This is a genomic window from Leifsonia sp. 22587 (genome assembly GCF_052044215.1).
GTDB classification, from domain to species: Bacteria; Actinomycetota; Actinomycetes; order Actinomycetales; family Microbacteriaceae; genus Leifsonia; species Leifsonia shinshuensis_C.
In genome coordinates, this window is the sequence record NZ_JBQENB010000001.1 from 404,813 (window position 1) to 421,307 (window position 16,495).

Annotated in this window: 18 protein-coding genes; 11 read left to right on the top strand and 7 right to left on the bottom strand. The window is 69.6% G+C overall.

What is annotated here, in order from left to right:
- Nucleotides 1-10: 10 nt before the first annotated feature.
- Genes iolB through iolG form a run of 4 tightly spaced genes read left to right on the top strand, consistent with a single transcriptional unit; the run spans nt 11 to nt 4,777 of the window.
- Complete coding sequence (gene iolB, locus ACTJI1_RS01945) at nt 11-922, top strand: 5-deoxy-glucuronate isomerase (protein WP_440741357.1); 912 nt, start codon at nt 11-13, stop codon at nt 920-922.
- Nucleotides 919-2,844, top strand: coding sequence for a 3D-(3,5/4)-trihydroxycyclohexane-1,2-dione acylhydrolase (decyclizing) (gene iolD, locus ACTJI1_RS01950; protein ID WP_440741358.1), 1,926 nt, complete (start codon nt 919-921; stop codon nt 2,842-2,844). The genes iolB and iolD overlap by 4 nt, the downstream gene beginning before the upstream one ends.
- Nucleotides 2,841-3,752 (top strand): sugar phosphate isomerase/epimerase family protein, encoded by a 912-nt coding sequence (locus ACTJI1_RS01955; protein ID WP_310131279.1) that lies wholly within the window; start codon nt 2,841-2,843, stop codon nt 3,750-3,752. The genes iolD and ACTJI1_RS01955 overlap by 4 nt, the downstream gene beginning before the upstream one ends.
- Nucleotides 3,753-3,766: 14 nt before the next feature.
- Nucleotides 3,767-4,777 carry an inositol 2-dehydrogenase gene (gene iolG / locus ACTJI1_RS01960; RefSeq protein ID WP_440741359.1) on the top strand — a complete coding sequence of 337 codons (1,011 nt, stop codon included), beginning with the start codon at nt 3,767-3,769 and terminating at the stop codon, nt 4,775-4,777.
- Between the two features lie 19 nt (nt 4,778-4,796).
- Here iolG and ACTJI1_RS01965 read toward each other — a convergent pair whose 3' ends face one another.
- From ACTJI1_RS01965 to ACTJI1_RS01980, 4 genes are read right to left on the bottom strand one after another with little or no spacing between them, the layout of a single operon-like run.
- Complete coding sequence (locus ACTJI1_RS01965) at nt 4,797-5,564, bottom strand: GntR family transcriptional regulator (RefSeq protein ID WP_310131273.1); 768 nt, start codon at nt 5,562-5,564, stop codon at nt 4,797-4,799.
- Nucleotides 5,510-6,334: a glucosamine-6-phosphate deaminase gene (locus tag ACTJI1_RS01970; protein ID WP_440742165.1), complete on the bottom strand. Its 825-nt coding sequence runs from the start codon at nt 6,332-6,334 to the stop codon at nt 5,510-5,512. The genes ACTJI1_RS01965 and ACTJI1_RS01970 overlap by 55 nt, the downstream gene beginning before the upstream one ends.
- On the bottom strand, nt 6,334-7,725 hold the full coding sequence (locus ACTJI1_RS01975) for a 6-phospho-beta-glucosidase (protein ID WP_440741360.1): 1,392 nt from the start codon (nt 7,723-7,725) through the stop codon (nt 6,334-6,336). Before ACTJI1_RS01975 ends, ACTJI1_RS01970 begins: the two co-directional genes overlap by 1 nt.
- On the bottom strand, nt 7,722-8,495 hold the full coding sequence (locus ACTJI1_RS01980; protein WP_310131269.1) for a DeoR/GlpR family DNA-binding transcription regulator: 774 nt from the start codon (nt 8,493-8,495) through the stop codon (nt 7,722-7,724). The genes ACTJI1_RS01975 and ACTJI1_RS01980 overlap by 4 nt, the downstream gene beginning before the upstream one ends.
- Before the next feature lie 117 nt (nt 8,496-8,612).
- Between ACTJI1_RS01980 and ACTJI1_RS01985 the strand changes: the two genes are divergently transcribed.
- From ACTJI1_RS01985 to ACTJI1_RS02000, 4 genes are read left to right on the top strand one after another with little or no spacing between them, the layout of a single operon-like run.
- The gene (locus ACTJI1_RS01985; RefSeq protein WP_440741361.1) at nt 8,613-9,599 is read left to right on the top strand and encodes a carbohydrate kinase family protein; all 987 of its coding nucleotides are present in this window, start codon (nt 8,613-8,615) and stop codon (nt 9,597-9,599) included.
- A gap of 3 nt (nt 9,600-9,602) precedes the next feature.
- The gene (locus ACTJI1_RS01990) at nt 9,603-10,961 is read left to right on the top strand and encodes an extracellular solute-binding protein (RefSeq protein ID WP_310131266.1); all 1,359 of its coding nucleotides are present in this window, start codon (nt 9,603-9,605) and stop codon (nt 10,959-10,961) included.
- Complete coding sequence (locus ACTJI1_RS01995; RefSeq protein WP_440741362.1) at nt 10,961-11,881, top strand: carbohydrate ABC transporter permease; 921 nt, start codon at nt 10,961-10,963, stop codon at nt 11,879-11,881. Before ACTJI1_RS01990 ends, ACTJI1_RS01995 begins: the two co-directional genes overlap by 1 nt.
- A complete protein-coding gene (locus ACTJI1_RS02000) occupies nt 11,878-12,702 on the top strand; it encodes a carbohydrate ABC transporter permease (RefSeq protein WP_310131261.1) in 825 nt (274 codons plus the stop codon). Before ACTJI1_RS01995 ends, ACTJI1_RS02000 begins: the two co-directional genes overlap by 4 nt.
- Before the next feature lie 65 nt (nt 12,703-12,767).
- On the opposite strand, the gene ACTJI1_RS02005 is transcribed toward ACTJI1_RS02000, so the two are convergent.
- The gene (locus ACTJI1_RS02005; protein WP_310131259.1) at nt 12,768-13,193 is read right to left on the bottom strand and encodes a GNAT family N-acetyltransferase; all 426 of its coding nucleotides are present in this window, start codon (nt 13,191-13,193) and stop codon (nt 12,768-12,770) included.
- 198 nt (nt 13,194-13,391) lie between these two features.
- On the opposite strand from ACTJI1_RS02005, the gene ACTJI1_RS02010 reads away from it, so the two are divergent.
- The 3 genes from ACTJI1_RS02010 to ACTJI1_RS02020 all read left to right on the top strand — a co-directional run bounded on the left by ACTJI1_RS02010 (nt 13,392) and on the right by ACTJI1_RS02020 (nt 15,586).
- Nucleotides 13,392-14,126, top strand: a complete 735-nt coding sequence (locus tag ACTJI1_RS02010) for a Type 1 glutamine amidotransferase-like domain-containing protein (protein ID WP_310131257.1) — start codon at nt 13,392-13,394, stop codon at nt 14,124-14,126.
- A gap of 73 nt (nt 14,127-14,199) precedes the next feature.
- Complete coding sequence (locus tag ACTJI1_RS02015; RefSeq protein WP_440741363.1) at nt 14,200-14,535, top strand: hypothetical protein; 336 nt, start codon at nt 14,200-14,202, stop codon at nt 14,533-14,535.
- 166 nt (nt 14,536-14,701) lie between these two features.
- Nucleotides 14,702-15,586: an alpha/beta hydrolase fold domain-containing protein gene (locus ACTJI1_RS02020; protein WP_440741364.1), complete on the top strand. Its 885-nt coding sequence runs from the start codon at nt 14,702-14,704 to the stop codon at nt 15,584-15,586.
- A gap of 15 nt (nt 15,587-15,601) precedes the next feature.
- Here ACTJI1_RS02020 and ACTJI1_RS02025 read toward each other — a convergent pair whose 3' ends face one another.
- Both ACTJI1_RS02025 and ACTJI1_RS02030 read right to left on the bottom strand, forming a co-directional pair.
- On the bottom strand, nt 15,602-15,817 hold the full coding sequence (locus ACTJI1_RS02025; RefSeq protein ID WP_310131253.1) for a CsbD family protein: 216 nt from the start codon (nt 15,815-15,817) through the stop codon (nt 15,602-15,604).
- A 182-nt stretch (nt 15,818-15,999) separates the two neighbouring features.
- Entirely contained in the window at nt 16,000-16,383 is a 384-nt protein-coding gene (locus tag ACTJI1_RS02030; protein WP_440741365.1) for a hypothetical protein, read from the bottom strand.
- Nucleotides 16,384-16,495 lie beyond the last annotated feature (112 nt).

Below are 16,495 nucleotides of genomic sequence, written 5' to 3' on the forward strand. Positions count from 1 at the left end.
CGGCACGACGATGGCGCTGAGCAACGAGTGGTTCTTCCCGCGGGAGAGCCTGGCGGACGGCCCGTGGGAGTCGGTGGTCGACTCCACCCTCCCCGGCTGGCAGCACACCGGCCTGCGCGTGGCGGAGCTCGCGGGGGGCTCGGTGGCGCTCGCGGCGGGCGACGTCGAACGCATCGTGGTGCCGCTCGCCGGGTCGTTCTCGGTGGATCACGAGGGCCGCAGCACACAGCTGGCCGGGAGGTCGAACGTGTTCGACGGCCCGACGGACGTGCTCTACGTCGGCGCCGGGAACGGCCTCTCCATCAGCGGCACCGGCCGGGTCGCGGTCGCCGAAGGGCCGACCGGAATCCGCAAGCCGTCCGTCCACATCCCGCGCGAAGCGGTGCCCGTCGAACTGCGCGGCGCGGGGGCGGCCACCCGGCAGGTCCACAACTTCGGCACGCCGGCGGCTCTCGACGCGGCGTCGCTCATCGTGTGCGAGGTGATCACCCCCGCGGGCAACTGGTCGTCCCATCCCGCCCACAAACACGACGAGCACGTGGACGGTCGTGAGTCGCAGCTCGAGGAGATCTACTACTTCGAGGCGGCGCCCGCCCGAGGTCTGAGCGCCCCGGCCGGCCACGACGCATTCGGCACCTTCGCGACCTACGGTTCCCCTGCGGGCGCCATCGAGACGAACGCCCTGGTGCGCACCGGCGACATCGCGCTCGTGCCGTTCGGATACCACGGGCCGGCCGTCGCGCCGCCCGAGTACGACCTCTACTATCTCAACGTCATGGCGGGCCCGGGTGAGGAGCGCGTCTGGCTGGTCAGCGACGACCCGCGCCAGGCCTGGCTGCGCGACACCTGGGCGACGAAGCAGCAGGACGGACGGCTCCCGTACCTGCCCGCCGCCCCGAACCACGGAGGAGACACGCGATGACCACCCTCAGGAGGACCGTCGGCCAGGCGCTCGTCGAGTTCCTGGCGAACCAGTGGACGGTCGACGGCGATGTGCGCGAGCGGACGGTGCCCGGAATGCTCGGTATCTTCGGGCACGGCAACGTCGCCGGCCTCGGCCAGGCGCTGGCGCAGGCGAACGCTGTGGACCCGCGGCTGATGCCCTACTACCAGGCGCGCAACGAGCAGGCCATGGTGCACCAGGCCGTAGGTTACGCGCGCATCCACCGTCGGCGAGCGACGCTTGCGTCGACGGCGTCGGTCGGCCCTGGCGCGGCGAACATGCTCACGGGCGCGGCGCTCGCGACGGCCAACCGTCTCCCGGCCCTGCTGCTGCCGTCCGACACCTTCGCCACCCGTGTCGCCGACCCGGTGCTGCAGCAGCTGGAGCACCCGCACGACCCCGGGATGCAGGTCACCGACGCGTTCCGCCCGGTGTCCCGGTTCTTCGACCGGGTGCAGCGGCCGGAGCAGTTGTTCTCCATCGCGCTCGCCGCGATGCGGGTGCTGACCGACCCGGCCGAGACCGGCGCGGTCACCATCGCGCTTCCGGAGGATGTGCAGGCCGAGGCCCTGGACGTGCCGGCGGAGTTCCTGCAGCCCCGCGAGTGGCGCATCCGGCGTCCGCTGCCGGAGCGCTGGGCCCTCGAGGCGGCGGCCGGCGCGATCCGCGAGGCGAAGCGTCCGTTCATCGTCGCCGGCGGCGGCGTGCTCTACGCCGGCGCCGAGGGCGCACTCCGCGCGTTCGTCGAGGAGACCGGCATCCCGGTGGGAACCACCCAGGCCGGCGGCGGATCCCTCGACTGGGACCACCCGCAGTACCTCGGCGGCGTCGGCGCGACCGGCACGTCGGCCGCCAACCGCCTCGCCGCCGAGGCCGACCTCGTCATCGGCATCGGAACCCGGTACAGCGACTTCACGACAGCCAGCCGCACGGCGTTCCAGGATGCGGACGTCGCCTTCGTGAACATCAACGTCGCCGGCGTCGACGCCTTCAAGCATGGCACGCAGGTCCCCGTGATCGCCGACGCGCGGGAGGCCCTCGACGCTCTGCGCGCAGCGCTCGCCGGAACCGTGGTCGACTCCGGATACCGCGACCGCGTCGTGGACGAGAAGCGGGAGTGGGATGCTGTCGCGGACCGCGCGCTCGCCCCCACGGGGGCCGAGCTGCCCGGCCAGCCGGAGATCATCGGCGCGGTCCAGCGCGCGACGGACCCGCGCGACGTGGTCGTGCAGGCGGCGGGTTCGCTCCCGGGCGACCTCCACAAGCTGTGGCGCGTGCGCGACCCGCTGGGCTACCACGTCGAGTACGCCTTCTCGACGATGGGGTACGAGATCGCCGGCGGCCTCGGCGTGAAGCGCGGGCTGGAGGCTGCCGGCGACGACCGCGACGTGATCGTGATGGTCGGTGACGGCTCCTACCTCATGCTGCACTCCGAGCTGGCCACGGCGATCGCGGAAGGCCTCAAGATCGTGGTGGTCTTGGTCCAGAACCAGGGCTTCGCGTCGATCGGGCATCTCTCCGAGACCGTCGGGTCGCAACGCTACGGTACGCGCTACCGCTATCGCGACGCGGGCGCCGCGAACTTCGAGACCGGAGCCTTCGTACCGGTCGACCTGGCCGCAAACGCCCGCAGCTACGGCGTCGACGTGATCGAGATCGCGCCGGGCGAGGATGCGATCGCCCGACTGTCCGACGCCGTCGCGTCCGCCAAGGCGTCCGACCGGACGACACTGATCCACATCGAGTCGGATCCCTTCGTGTACGCCCCCGACGGCGGAGGGTGGTGGGACGTGCCGGTCGCCGAGGTCTCACGGCTGGAGAGCACGCAGGCGGCCCGCGCCGAATACGAGCGCCTTGCGCGGTCGAGGCGGCCGCTGCTGGGCCGGGAGGACAACCGATGAACGTGACCGTTGCCGGAGCCCCGGTGAGCTTCGGCGTCTTCGAGATGACCCCGGACGGGGCGGCGACGCTCTCGGCCGATGACATCCTGGACATCCTGGCCGAGACCGGATACGCCGGCGTCGACCTCGGCCCCCTCGGATTCCTCGGTCGTGGTCGCGTGCTCCGCGACCGCCTCGCGAGCCGAGGCCTCGAACTGGCCGGCGGCTGGGTCGAGCTCCCCTTCACGGACGACGAGGCCTTCCGGGCGTCGCTCCTCGACCTCGACGCGGCGCTCGCCGTCTTCTCCGAGGCCGCGGAGGCGGCACCGCGTCGGCTGCCGAAGCCCACCCTCGCCGACAGCGGGTCGCCGGAGCGCCGGCGTGCTCCGGGCTCCGGCATCGGCGCACTGGACCCGTCCGGGTGGGAGCGGCTCGCGGCCAATGCGGCCATCGCCGCCGACCGGGTAAGGGCGGCCGGGTTCGAGCCGACCTTCCACCACCACGCGGGCACCTTCGTCGAATCGCCGGAGGAGATCGGCGTCTTCCTCGAGCGCGTCGATGTGGGGCTCACGCTGGACACCGGACACCTCCTCATCGGCGGAGGCGACCCCGTCGCTGCGCTGACGGCCTGGGCCGGCCGGATCAACCACCTCCATCTGAAGGACGTCGACCGGTCCGAGCTGCACGCCGTCCTGTCCGCGGGCGGCGGGATGCGCGAAGTCTGGTCGTCCGGGGCGTTCGTCGCCTTCGGAAGCGGGGACATCGACCTGGCCGCTGTGCTCGCCGCCGTCGAGGCGATCGGGTTCGACGGCTGGATCGTCGTCGAGCAGGATGTCCTGCCGGCGCCGGACGTCTCGCTGCCCGACTTCAGGCGTTCGCGCGCAGCCGACCAGAAGATCAATCGCGACGCACTGCGCCCGTGGTGCTGAGAGAAGGAGCCCCCGTGAACGATTCGCCGATCCGGTTCGGACTGATCGGCACCGGCCGCATCGGTCAGGTGCACGCCCGCAGCATCGCCGAGAACCCACGCACCGCGCTCTCCCGGGTCGCGGATCCCTTCGTGGAGGGAGCCCGCTCGGTCGCCGCCCGCTTCGGCGGCACGCCGACCGACAGCGCCGACGAGCTGCTGGCGGCGGGGGACCTCGACGCGGTCCTGATCGCCTCGCCCACGCCGACGCACGTCCCGCTGATCTCCGCTGCACTCGACGCGGGCCTGCCCGTGCTCTGCGAGAAGCCGATCGACCTCGACCTGGCCGCGGTGGATGCTCTGAGGGGCAGAGTCGCCGCCTCGCCGGTGCCGGTGGCGATCGGCTTCAACCGGCGGTTCGACCCCGCGTTCGCCGACGTCCGTGCGCGCGTCCGGGCCGGCGAGATCGGTGAGCTGGAGCAACTCACGATCACCAGTCGCGACCCGGCCGCGCCGCCCGCGGACTATGTGGGCGTCTCCGGCGGCATCTTCCGGGACATGACCATCCACGACTTCGATATGGCGCGGTTCTTCCTGCCCGACATCGTCGAGGTGCAGGCGTCCGGTTCGACGCTCTTCGACGAGGGGGCTCGACAGCACGGCGACTTCGACACGGCCGTGGTCGTCCTCCGCTCCCGGAGTGGCGCCCTGGTCACCATCGTCAACTCCCGGCACAGTGCCGTGGGGTACGACCAGCGCATGGAGGCGTTCGGTTCGCGGGGGATGCTGAACGTGGCCAATGCGCCGACCTCGCTCGTCAGCGTGTCCACGGCTGCGGCCGTCGAGGCCCGGCCGCCCTATCAGGACTTCTTCCTCGACCGCTATCGGGAAGCCTACGCCGCCGAGTTGGAGGCGTTCGTCTCGACCGTGCGCGGGGAGCCATCGGAAAGTCCGACCTTCGAGGACGGCCGCGCGGCGCTCGTCCTGGCAGAGGCGGCGCAGCGGTCCGCTGAGACCGGCCGGTCGGTGCCTGTCGACCTCGACTGAGGGGAGCCGGGAGCCGAGTTCAGCGGTCGACGAGGGTGATCTCGAACGAGTACAAATCCGGACGGTAGCAGTGCCGGCCGAACTCGACGACACGGCCGGTGGTGTCGATGGCGGTGCGCGACATGGTCAGCACCGCAGCATCCTTGCCGATGCCGAGCAGCTCGCTCTCGTACGGGGTCGCTTCGCGTGCGCTGATCCGCTGCCGCGCGATGCGCATGTTCACGCCGCGGTGGCGCAGGAGGTCGTAGAGGCCGTGCTCTTCGAGATCCTCCCGGCTGATGTCGGTGGAGTCGGTGGGGAGGGTGTTGTCGAGGACGGCAAGCGGTACGTGACGGGCCAGGCGGAGCCGCACCAGGTGGAGCACAGGCGCGCCGGGCTCGAGAGCGAGCTGTTCCGCCTCCTCCGCCGTCGCGGGCCGCACCTCGTGGTGCAGCACCCGGGTCTCGGGGGACTGGCCGAGCAGTGAGAGGTCTTCGTACAGGCTCGTCAGGCCGAGATCACGGGTCACGCCGCTCTGCACCACCTGCGTTCCGACGCCGCGGCGCCGGATGAGCAGGCCCTTGTCGACGAGTTCCTGGATGGCGCGGCGCACGGTCGGTCTCGACAGTCCGAGGCGCTGGCCCAGCGCGATCTCGTTCTCGAGACGGGCTCCCGGCGGCAGCGACTCGTCGCGGATCGCCTGCTCGAGCGCTGTGGCCAGCTGATGGTACAGCGGGACGGGACTGTTCTTGTTCAGTGCCGTGAGAAGCTCGGCAGGGATGGTGCCCTCGTCCCGGCTCCCCGCCATGCCCGCACCTCCGAGTTTGTACGGACAATGTTACACGGCCCGGAATCCGTGAGCCGCGACCCGGCGGCTTCGTCGGCGATCAGCAGGACGTGCGGATGCGTCTGGAGCACCGACGCAGGGCAGTCGACCGAGATCGGTCCCTCCACTGCTGCCGTGATCGCGTCCGCCTTCCGCTCGCCGATTGCCACGAGGACGATGCGCCGGGCGCGCATGATCGTCCCAAGCCCCTGGGTGAGCGCGTGGGTCGGCACGTCTGCGAGCGACGGGAAGAACCGGGCGTTGTCGAGCCGGGTGCGCTCGCTGAGCTCGACGACGCGCGTGCGCGTGCCGAACGCCGAACCGGGCTCGTTGAACCCGATGTGTCCGTTCGAGCCGATTCCGAGCACCTGGATGTCGACGCCGGACTCCTCGAGTGCCCGCTCGTACTCGTCGGCGGCCGCAGCGAGGTCCGCGGCCGCACCGTCGGGAACGCGCACAACGGCCCGGCGCATGCGCAGCGGGGTCGTGACCGTCCGGTCGATGACGGAGCGGTAGCTCTGGGGGTCGGCGGGGTCGAGGCCGACGTACTCGTCCAGGGCGAAACCCCGCGCGCGCGACAGGTCGAGCTCTCCGCGCTGCACCCGGTCGGCGAGTGTCGAGTAGGCGCCGAGCGGCGAGTCCCCGGTGGCGAGTCCGAGCACGGCGTCCGGCCGCTCGGCGACGACCGCGGCGATCTCGTCCGCGGCGGCCTCGCCGACGTCGGCGGGAGTCGGCAGGACGAGCGTCCGGATCACCGGGCCGCCGCAGCGAGCCCGGGGGTCGCCGGCGTCCGGCCGAAGAGCTCAGTGAGCTGCGGGTGCGCCTCCGTGTAGCCCTGAAGCAGCCGGCGGGCCGTCGGGACGCTCTCCACGAGCGGGTGCAGGGCGAACGCGAGGAGCGCCTCCGACGGGGACCCGGTGAGCGCCGCGGCGATCGCGTGACGCTCGACCTCCTTCACCTGCGCCATCAGACCGAGCTGGTGGAGGCTCGGCGCCGGCACCGACAGCGGATGGGCGCCGTTCGCGTCGACGAGGGTGGGCACCTCGATGACGGCGTCGGCGGGGAGGCCGGCGATCGTGTTGCCGTTGCGGACGTTGAGGATCATCGTCGCCTGCTCGTTCCGGGCGATGGCGTTCATCACGCCGAGTGCGACGCCCGCATAGCCCTGGTCGGCGGGGTCGGAGTCCGCCTCGTGATGGTGCGCCGGCTCGTCCTGGGTGCCACCGGTGGCCTCGGCCATGTACGACGCACTGCGGCGGTCGACGGTGCGCCGCCACAGCCCGGCCTTGTCGTCGGTGTCGCGGGACAGCGTCCAGAACTCGGACTGCGTGCGGGCGAGGAAATCGCCGCGCGTCGTGCCCGCGTCGATGATGGCTCGGACGGCGTCGCGGTTGAAGTAGTAGTAGTAGAGGTACTCGTTGGGGATGACGCCGAGATCGCGGATCCACTCGGTGCCGAAGACCTGGCCCTCCTCGAGCTCGCCGAGCAGCCGGTCGTCCGCGATGAACTCGGGGAGGATGTCGCGGCCGTCGAAGTAGACACCGCGCATCCAGCCGAGGTGGTTGAGCCCGACGTAGTCCATGTGGATGCGGCTCTGGTCCACGTCGAGCGCCGCCGCCACCCGCCGTCCGAGCCCGGACGGGGTGTCGCAGATGCCGACCACGCGGTCGCCGAGGACGCTCTGCATCGCCTCGGTGATGATGCCGGCCGGGTTCGTGAAGTTCATGACGAAGGCGTTCGGCGCCAGCCGCGCGATGGTCTCCGCGACCGAGACCATGACCGGCACCGTCCGGAGCGCGTAGGCGATGCCGCCAGGCCCGGTCGTCTCCTGGCCGAGGACACCGAGGTCGAGCGCGACGTGCTCATCGCAGCGACGCCCCTCCAGGCCGCCGACGCGGATCGCGGAGAAGACGAAGTCGCAGCCGGCGATCGATTCCTCGAGCGACGTGGTCGTGGTCAGCCGCGGCGCATCGGGAGTGCCGGCGGCGAGCTGCCGCAGGAGCGCCGCCATCGTCGTGAGCTTCTCGGCGTCCACGTCGTAGAGGCTCACCTCGTCGACACGGGGGCTGCCCATGTCGCGCAGCAGGGCCTGCCAGACGTACGGCGTGCGGAACCCACCACCGCCGAGGATGCTCAACTTCATGCGATCACGACCTCTCCGCCGCTCGCGCGGCACATTTCGATTGCTTCTGCCGGGGCGCCGTCGGTCGTGACGAGCACGTCGACGTCGGAGAGCTCGCACACGCGGAGCGCGCCCGTGCCCGGGAACTTGGCTTCGCTGGCGAGCAGGACGACCTTGTCGCTCGACGCGATCATCGCCTGCTTGAGCGGAGTCTCCACCGCCATGTCGTCCACGATCGCTCCGCCTGCGCGCACACCCGTGCAACTGAGGAACATCACGTCCGCGCTGATCTGCTGCAGCGACGCCGCGGTGATGGATCCGACGAGGGTGCGCATATTGCGGCGGAGCACGCCGCCGAGAAGGACGACACGCACACTGCTGTCATTGCGGAGCTCGTCGAAGACGGCGAGGTTCGACGTGACGACCGTGATGTCGCGGCCGCGCAGCATCCGGGCGAGGAACGGAGTGGTCGTCCCGATGTCGAGCAGCACCACGCTGCCGTCCTGCACGTAGGGGAGAGCGGCCTTCGCCACGCGGACCTTCAGGTCGATGTCGGCGCTGTCGTCGTACGGCGTCTCGGGCGACTCGGGGCCTTCTTGGACCGTCATGCCCGAGCGCAGCACCGCGCCACCATAGCTGCGCGTGAGCTCGCCGTTTCGATCGAGGATCTCGAGATCCCTCCGGATCGTCGATGCGCTGACGCCGAGCGTCTCGGCCAATTCGGGGACGCTGGCGGCCCCGCTGGCGCGCAACTCGTTGAGGATGCGCTGGCGGCGTTCATTCACGATCATGGTGGACACGATAGCGAAATCTGCTCGAAATACGCAAAGGTGCGCAAAGTTGATCAAACCTGCGCAACGGTGTTACGGTGTCCCGCAACCGTCCGGAGAAGTACGAAGGAGTGAACCGTGCATCACCGTTTGTCCCCACCCGGGGTCCTGCTCTTCACCGGGGACGTGTTCTGCGATCTGATCTTCGCGGGTGCGGACGTGCCGGTCCTCGGGCAGGAGACGTACGCGGATCGCTTCGGCATCGTCGCCGGCGGCGCCGCGATCCGGGCGGTGGCTGCAGCGCGACTCGGTGCGGACTCCCGGCTGGTGTCCACGATGGGCGACGACGTCATCGGATCGCACATCCGCACGACGCTCCGGTCGGAGGCGAACCTCGACCTCGACGAGCTGGTGACCATCTCGGGGTACCAGACCCCGATCAGCGTCGCGATCTCCGGACCCCACGACCGAGGCTTCATCACCTATGTGGAGGAGCACCCCGCCGCGATTCCGCAGCGACGCGACGACGTCGCCGCGGTGCACCTCGACGTCGCGGACGCCGCCCAGCCCTGGGCGACTGAGCTTCGCTCCCGCGGAGCCGTGATGGTCGGAGGCGTCGGGTGGGACGCGAGCGGCGAATGGTCCACCGACCTGCTGGCCGAGCTGGACAAGGTCGACGTGTTCGTCCCGAACCACGACGAGGCGATGGCGTACACCCGCAGCTCCGACCCGGTGGCAGCGGCCCGGGCGCTTGCAGAGCACGTGGGTCTCGCGGTCGTCACTCGCGGGGCGGGCGGCGTCCTCGCCGTCGACTCCGCGAACGGCGACGAGGCCGAGGTCCCGGGGATCCCGGTCGCGGCCGTCGACCCGACGGGCGCCGGTGACGTGTTCACCGCCGCCCTGATGACCTCCTTCGGCGAGGACTGGACTCTCTCCGAACGGCTCCGGTTCGCCACGGCCGCAGCCGCCTACTCCGTAATGGGGCTGGGCGGCAGCGCGAGCGCCCCGACCGCCCACGAGCTCGTCGGTTTCGTCGAGCGACGAGCCGCGGACTCCGATTGGGGCTTCCTCCACGACTGGACCCGGCGCGCGCCGCTCCAGCAGACGACGGCAACAGAAAGGTAATCCATGAAGAAGCAGTTCACCGCCCTAGCGGTCGGCGCGCTCGCCGCGGCGACCGCGGTCCTCCTCGCGGGATGCGCGCCGGGGTCGTCGCCGGGCGGGTCCGGCGAGTCCAAGACCGCGGCGTCCAAGAGCGTCGAGTCCGGGAAGTACACGCTGACCGTCTGGGATCAGAACAACACCGGTGACATCGACACCGCTCAGAAGAAGCTCAACGCGGCGTTCGAGAAGAAGTACCCGAACATCACGATCAAGCGCAACAGCCAGTCGTTCTCGGACCTGAAGACGACGCTGAAGCTGGCCCTCTCCGGCAACAACCCGCCGGACGTGGTGCAGGCCAACCAGGGCTACCCCGACATGGGCGCGTTCGTCTCCGGCGGCATGCTCACCCCGCTCGACGACTACTCGACGCTGTACGGCTGGAAAGACTACTTCCCGTCGAATCTGCTGGCCCTCAACACATTCAGCTCCGACGGCAAGCACTGGCAGACCGGCAACCTCTACGGGGTCTCGAACACCGGTGAGTTCGTCGGGGTCTACTACAACAAGAAGATCCTGAGCAGCCTGGGCGTCGACGCGCCGAAGACGCTCGACGACCTCACCGCCGACATGGCCAAGGCGAAGGCCGCGGGCATCCAGCCGATGGCATACGGCGACCTCGAGAAGGTGCGCGGCATCCAGCTCTACGGTGTGGTGCAGGCCGCCACGGCCGGCGCGACGGCCGTGCAGGACCTCGTCTCGGCCAAGTCGGGCGCGTGGACGGACAAAGCCAACGTCGATGCCGCCGCCACCATCCAGGACTGGTCGAAGAAGGGCTACCTGCCCGCCGACGCCAACGGCATCTCGCAGGACGCGGCCGTCGCCGACTTCGGCAAGGGCAAGGCCGCGTTCATCATCGACGGGACGTGGGACATGTCGACGATCGGACAGGCTCTCGGCCAGACGAACGCCGGGATGGCGGCGCTCACCCCGGCGGGCGCCTCCGCGCCGGTGACCCAGGGCGGCGAGGGGCTCGCCTGGGCGATCACGTCGAAGTCCGCGCACCCCAACGCAGCAGCGGCCTACATCGACTTCATCTCGGGCAAGTCCAGCGCTCAGACGATGATCGACGCGAACAGCCTGCCGACCGTCCTGCCCGCGGACCACAAGGCGCAGGATGGCTCGCTGCAGGCCAGCGTCTACGACCAGTACACCTCGCTCACCGCGGGCAAGAGCATCGTGCCGTACCTCGACTACACCACGCCGACGTTCTACAACACGCTGACGGCGGCGATGCAGGACCTCACCGCCCAGAAGAGCACTCCGCAGCAGTTCACCCAGACGCTGCAGACCGACTACTCGGGCTTCGTGTCCGGAAACAAGTGATGGCTCAGACCCTCACCGCGACTGCCACCGACGCCACGCGCACCCGCGCGCGGCGCCGGTGGCAGCCCGCCGCCTACCTGTACATCGCACCGGCCGTGCTGGTGCTGGCCGCGTTCATCGTCGTGCCGCTCGTCCAGACGTTCCAGTACTCGTTCTACGACTGGAACGGTATCGGCGCCTCGACGTGGGCGGGGCTGAAGAACTACGCCGCCGTCTTCACCGACGTGCAGCTGCGCGACTCCTTCCTGCACGTGTCCGTCCTCCTTGTCTTCTATGCGGCGCTGCCGGTCGTCCTCGGACTCGGCCTGACGATCATGCTCTCGCACGCCAACCGGCTGCGCGGGATGGGCTTCTTCCGCACCGTGCTGTTCCTTCCCCAGGTGATCGCTTCGGTCGTCGTCGGCACGATCTGGGTGTCGATCTACGCACCTCACGGGCTGCTGAACCAGGTGCTCGGGATGGTCGGCCTGGGCGATCTGGCGCGCGCGTGGCTCGGCGACTACACCTTCGCCCTCGCGGCGATCGGCTTCATCGGCACCTGGGTGAACACCGGGCTCTGCCTCGTCCTCTTCCTCGGCGGCGTGCAGAACATCGAGCCGTCCGTCTTCGAGGCTGCGCGCATCGACGGCGCAGGACCGCTGCGCGAGTTCTTCGGCGTGACGCTCCCGGCCCTGCGAGGGCAGATCGCCATCGCTCTCACGCTGACCGTCACCGCGACTCTGAAGACTTTCGACATCGTGTACATCACCACCCAGGGCGGCCCCGGCACGAGCACCAGCGTTCCGGCGTTCGAGGCCTTCAACCGTGCGTTCAACACCGGGCAGGTGGGCTCTGCCGCGGCCGTCGCGATAGCCCTGACTGTCCTGATCATGGTGATCTCGTGGCTGATCACCCGTTTGCAGCCGAAGGAGACCGCATGAGAATCGGCAGGGTCGAGAAGACGATCGATTACGTGATCCTCAGCGTCTTCGCGGTGTTCGCGCTGCTTCCTCTGGTCGGTGTGCTGTTCTCGTCGGTGATCCCGCCGGCCGAAAACACCGGTGGTTTCCAGCTCCCGCACGCTCTGCGCCTGCAGAACTACACCGACGCGTGGACAGAGGGCCATTTCTCGTCGTACATGCTCTCGAGCATTCTGGTCGCCGTCGCGGTCGTCGTGATCACCTTCGTGCTGGCGACTCTCGCGGGCTACGCGTTCGCGCGCATGACCTTCCCCGGCTCGGGCATCTTGTTCTTCGTCCTGCTCGTGGGGCTCATGCTCCCGGAGGAGGCGTTCATCATCCCGCTGTACTTCAACCTCCGCTCGGCGGGCCTCACCGACACCTATTGGGCCCTGATCCTGCCGCAGACGGCGCAATCGCTCGGCTTCGCAGCGTTCTGGATGCGCAACCATTTCCGGTCGTTCCCCGGCGAGATCATCGAGGCGGCCCGGCTGGACGGCGCAAGCGACCGGCGGCTGCTGTGGCGTGTGCTCGTGCCGGCATCATGGCCGTCGATCGGGACGATGGCCGTCCTGGTCGGCATGTGGACCTGGAACGAGTTCCTGATCCCGCTCGTCATGATCACGCAGGATCAGCTGCGCACCGCACCGTTGGGCCTCGCCTTCTTCCAGGGCCAGCACATGACGAACTACTCGCTGCTCTCAGCGGCCGGCATCCTGATCGCGCTGCCGATCGTCATCCTCTACCTCGTCCTGCAACGACGGCTGATCAGCGGTATCGCCGGCGGCGTCGGCACCCGCTGAGCGCCCGGCTGACGAGCAGCGCCTGATCGCCTCGCTGTGCCACTGCGGCACGAGCCATTCCGGGCTCACAGCGTGAGCTGGAAGTATGCGCTGTTCGGATCGTCCGTGTAGTCGGCGAAGGGGCCGCGGCGGCGGAATCCGTGCTTGGCGTAGAGCGCACGAGCGGGGGCGAAGTACTCCTGGGTGCCCGTCTCGAGATTGAGCTCGCGGATGCCCCGGGTGCGGCACTCTCCGAGGATGGCCGCCAGCAGTGCGCTCGCCACACCCCGGCTTCGCGCTGCGCCGCTCGTGCGCATGGACTTCACCTCGCCCATCGTCGCATCGTGCTGCTTCAGGGCGCCGACGCCGAGCAATCGGCCCGTCTCGCCATCACGGGCGGACCAGAAGGTGATACTCGGGTGCGTGAGCGCCTCGGGATCCAGCGCATGCACACTCTCCGCCGGCGAGGTCGCGAACATGTCGCGCAGATGCTCCTCGAGCAGCGCGAGCACGTCAGCCGCCTTCGGGTCGTCGACCGCGATAATCACGCCTTCGACACTAGTGCCGACGGGGCGCCAGCTGATCGATCATCCTCCCCGACGACTCTTGCGCCGCTCCACGATGTCGACAACCCGGTAGCCTCTTCGGATGACCTTCGATGCGTACGACACGGGCGCCGGCGGCGACGGGATCCGCGGCGATGGTGTCGCGTGAGCGTGCACCTCATCGGCGGCGGCGCGACCACGGCTGCGGACGCCTCGCTCTACGCACCGTTCGTTGCCGAAGCGGCACGGCGAGCCCGCCATACGGGCCGTTCGCGGCCGCGCGTCGCCGTGATCTCGTTGCATCCGGAGGCTGAGGAGAAGGCGGAAGCGCTCGGCGAACTCCTGCGCGAGGCCGGAACGGGATCTGCGCTCGAGGCGCACCTGACCGCGGGATTGCCTGGCGAGGCGATCGGGCCCGGCGCGATCGCCGACGTCGACGGCATCGCGGTGGGGGGTGGCGTCGTCGAGGATGTGCGTGCCGGGCTCGAGCCGGTGTTCGGTGAGCTGCGCCGGCTGGTCGCAGCCGGTGTCCCCTACCTCGGGGTCTCGGCCGGTGCGATGATCGCGGCGGGGAGTTCGCTCGGAGGCGGCTCGCGCATCGGCGGAGTGGCCGTCTCACCGGAGGATCCCGGTGATCCGGGCTATGAGCTGGAGATCGCGGCCGGCATCGGCCTCGTCGATGCAGCCATCGAGGTGCATGTCGCCCAGCGCGGCATGCTCTCCCGACTGGTCGCCGCCGTCGAATCCGGGCTGGTCGCGGGCGGGTTCGGCATCGACGAGCGCACGGCCCTGATCGTGGGGGATGGCACGCTCCGGGTGGAGGGCGAAGGCCGCGTCTGGCGGGCGCAGCGCGCCGAGGGCGGCGTGCAGGTCGGCACGATCGGCACGATCGGCACGTGAGGTGTCAGCGTCCGCGCCCCGTTCGGTCTAGCTGAGCCTCGACAACGGTCACGTCCTGTCCGAGGCTTTGCTAGTGGAGTTGCAGCTGAGCATGGGCATGCTGGAAGTGCGCGACGTGGAGGCGTCCGTTCGCTTCCACCGCGCGCTGGGCCTGGTCATCGCCGACCCGCCGGCCGGGCGGCCGGTGGTCGTGCACCGCATGCCCAGTGGCGTGAGCCTTCTGCTCACCACACGGTTCGCATCCGTGTATGACCCGGCGTGGTCCCGCCCCAGCGCTGGCTACCAGCAGATGCTCGAGTTCTACGTGGGGGATGACCTGGCGGTGGAGGCGAAGTGGCGGGGACTCACCGCGGCTGGATATCCCGGTCGAGGTCGTCTGGGGTCTACGCGCAGCGACCTGCCCGGGTGAGCTCGTCCCTGGCTGCTGATCGCGCCGGCGCATACGACCGCTAGCGGAACTGATGCGCTGGCGCACATCGCTGCGGGGCGATAGCCGGATGCGGTCGGAGCGGTTAACGTTTGGGGCACGCCGCTTACCGCGCTCCGCGTACAGCGGTCCATCGAAAGGCTCCTCGGTGTACATCCCCGAAGCGGTCATTCCCGCGGTGCTCCGCGCCGCCCGGGTGAACCGCCCGTACCTCACCTCCGAAGGGGCGGCGCAGGAGGTTCGGAAGCAGGTCCTCAGCCCGGCTTCGCACCAACCGCCGAAGCGACTCCGCCCGGACGTTGCCGTCTCCGTGCGTCGCCACGGCCGAACCCCGATGTACGCGGTCGCTCCAACGGGATCAAAACCCGAGGGACAGGTCATCTACGTGCACGGCGGCGGGTGGGTGCACGAGATCAGTCCCTTTCATTGGACCCTGATCGCGCAGATCGCCGCCGAGGCGAACACGACGGTGACCGTCCCGATCTACGAACTGCTTCCACACGGTGACGCCACATCGACGAACGAGTTCATGGTCAGGCTGTTCGAGGCGGTGAACAACACGGAGGACGACGTGCGCCTGGCCGGAGACTCCGCCGGCGGCCAGATCGCCCTCGCCGCGGCGCTCACCCTCCGCGACCGCGGACACGCGCACATCCGCACCGTGCTGATCTCCCCGGTACTGGACCTGACCATGTCGAACCCGGACATCCCTCACGTGCAGCCGAACGACCCGTGGCTCGGTGTCGACGGCATCCGCGCTGTCGCGGAGCAGTGGGCCGGCGACCTCCCGGTCACAGATCCGAGGGTCAGCCCGCTCATGGGCGACCTCCACGGGCTCGGACCGATGCTGCTGCTCACCGGCAGCCACGACATCCTGAACCCGGACGCCCGTCTGCTGGCATCGAAGGCACGAGCCGCCGGCGTCGACGTGACCCTGTTGGAGCGCCGCGGCGCGGTCCACGTCTTCGCGCTCCTGCCCAGTCGCGCCGGCTCCGCAGCGCGGGACCGTATCGTCAGTGCGCTGCGCGCCTGACGGAGGCCGTACGCCCTAGAGCGCGTCGTCGCGACGGTCGTCGTGCGACTTGTCGGCGCTGTCCTTGAGGTGCGCCTTCACGTCGGCGACCGTGTCCTTGACACTGCCCTCGGCTTGCTCCGCCTTGCCTTTCACTACGCGCGACTCGTCGTCGGTGACCTTGCCGATGACCTCGTCGACCTTGCCCTTCAGCTTGTCGCCCTTCGCGTCCACCTTGTCATCGATGCCCATGATGTCCTCCTTGTGCATCCGTGCTGCTTGGTGATTGCCGGTCACCGTACGCGGATTCGGACGAGTGGGTACCCGATGGGATCTCCAGAATTCTGGCGATCGGGTTCCAGCCGGTGAACGGCCGCCGGTCGTACTGGGTGGGGGCGTGATTCGTCGGCTCAACCCGCGCGATCAGGATCTCGTCAGCCTTCGCCGTTGTACAGGCAGGTCTGCCGCTGGTGGCCGTCCGTGACGACGATCCAGCCTTCAGAAGCACTCGAGCCGATGGGCGGGCGCGCATAGATGAGGCCGCCGCCAACGGTGTGTCCTTGAAGAGTCAGGCCGCGCATCAAGACATCGGCAGCGGGGAGGCCATCGCAGCGGTAGTCCTCCCCGAGGTACTGCACACGAGGCGGAATGGGCACGGGCCAGAATGCGCCCGTCTTCCACCACAAGGCCACGCCGGCGACACCGGTCGCGAGTACTGCGATCGCGAGCGCGGCAACACAAGCCGCAACGATGCGCCGTCGGGTGCGTCGGGGAGGCTTGAGCCGTATCGCCTCCATCTGGAGCGGGTCCTGACTCATGTCGAAACCCTAGCGCCGCCGGCGTGCCCAGACGTACGCGAGCTGCGCGGTCCGATCCTTCGCCAGAGTCCTGGCGCCCTACTCCGCGATCGGCTTGTACAGGCGTTCGTGG

What these genes read in the sequence shown, in the direction of transcription:
- iolB (WP_440741357.1), top strand. Translation starts at nt 11, where the DNA reads ATGGCGCTGAGCAACGAGTGGTTCTTCCCGCGGGAGAGCCTGGCGGAC.
- iolD (WP_440741358.1), top strand. Translation starts at nt 919, where the DNA reads ATGACCACCCTCAGGAGGACCGTCGGCCAGGCGCTCGTCGAGTTCCTG.
- ACTJI1_RS01955 (WP_310131279.1), top strand. Translation starts at nt 2,841, where the DNA reads ATGAACGTGACCGTTGCCGGAGCCCCGGTGAGCTTCGGCGTCTTCGAG.
- ACTJI1_RS01965 (WP_310131273.1), bottom strand. Translation starts at nt 5,564, where the DNA reads ATGGCGGGGAGCCGGGACGAGGGCACCATCCCTGCCGAGCTTCTCACG.
- ACTJI1_RS01975 (WP_440741360.1), bottom strand. Translation starts at nt 7,725, where the DNA reads ATGAAGTTGAGCATCCTCGGCGGTGGTGGGTTCCGCACGCCGTACGTC.
- ACTJI1_RS01980 (WP_310131269.1), bottom strand. Translation starts at nt 8,495, where the DNA reads ATGATCGTGAATGAACGCCGCCAGCGCATCCTCAACGAGTTGCGCGCC.
- ACTJI1_RS01990 (WP_310131266.1), top strand. Translation starts at nt 9,603, where the DNA reads ATGAAGAAGCAGTTCACCGCCCTAGCGGTCGGCGCGCTCGCCGCGGCG.
- ACTJI1_RS01995 (WP_440741362.1), top strand. Translation starts at nt 10,961, where the DNA reads ATGGCTCAGACCCTCACCGCGACTGCCACCGACGCCACGCGCACCCGC.
- ACTJI1_RS02000 (WP_310131261.1), top strand. Translation starts at nt 11,878, where the DNA reads ATGAGAATCGGCAGGGTCGAGAAGACGATCGATTACGTGATCCTCAGC.
- ACTJI1_RS02025 (WP_310131253.1), bottom strand. Translation starts at nt 15,817, where the DNA reads ATGGGCATCGATGACAAGGTGGACGCGAAGGGCGACAAGCTGAAGGGC.
- ACTJI1_RS02030 (WP_440741365.1), bottom strand. Translation starts at nt 16,383, where the DNA reads ATGAGTCAGGACCCGCTCCAGATGGAGGCGATACGGCTCAAGCCTCCC.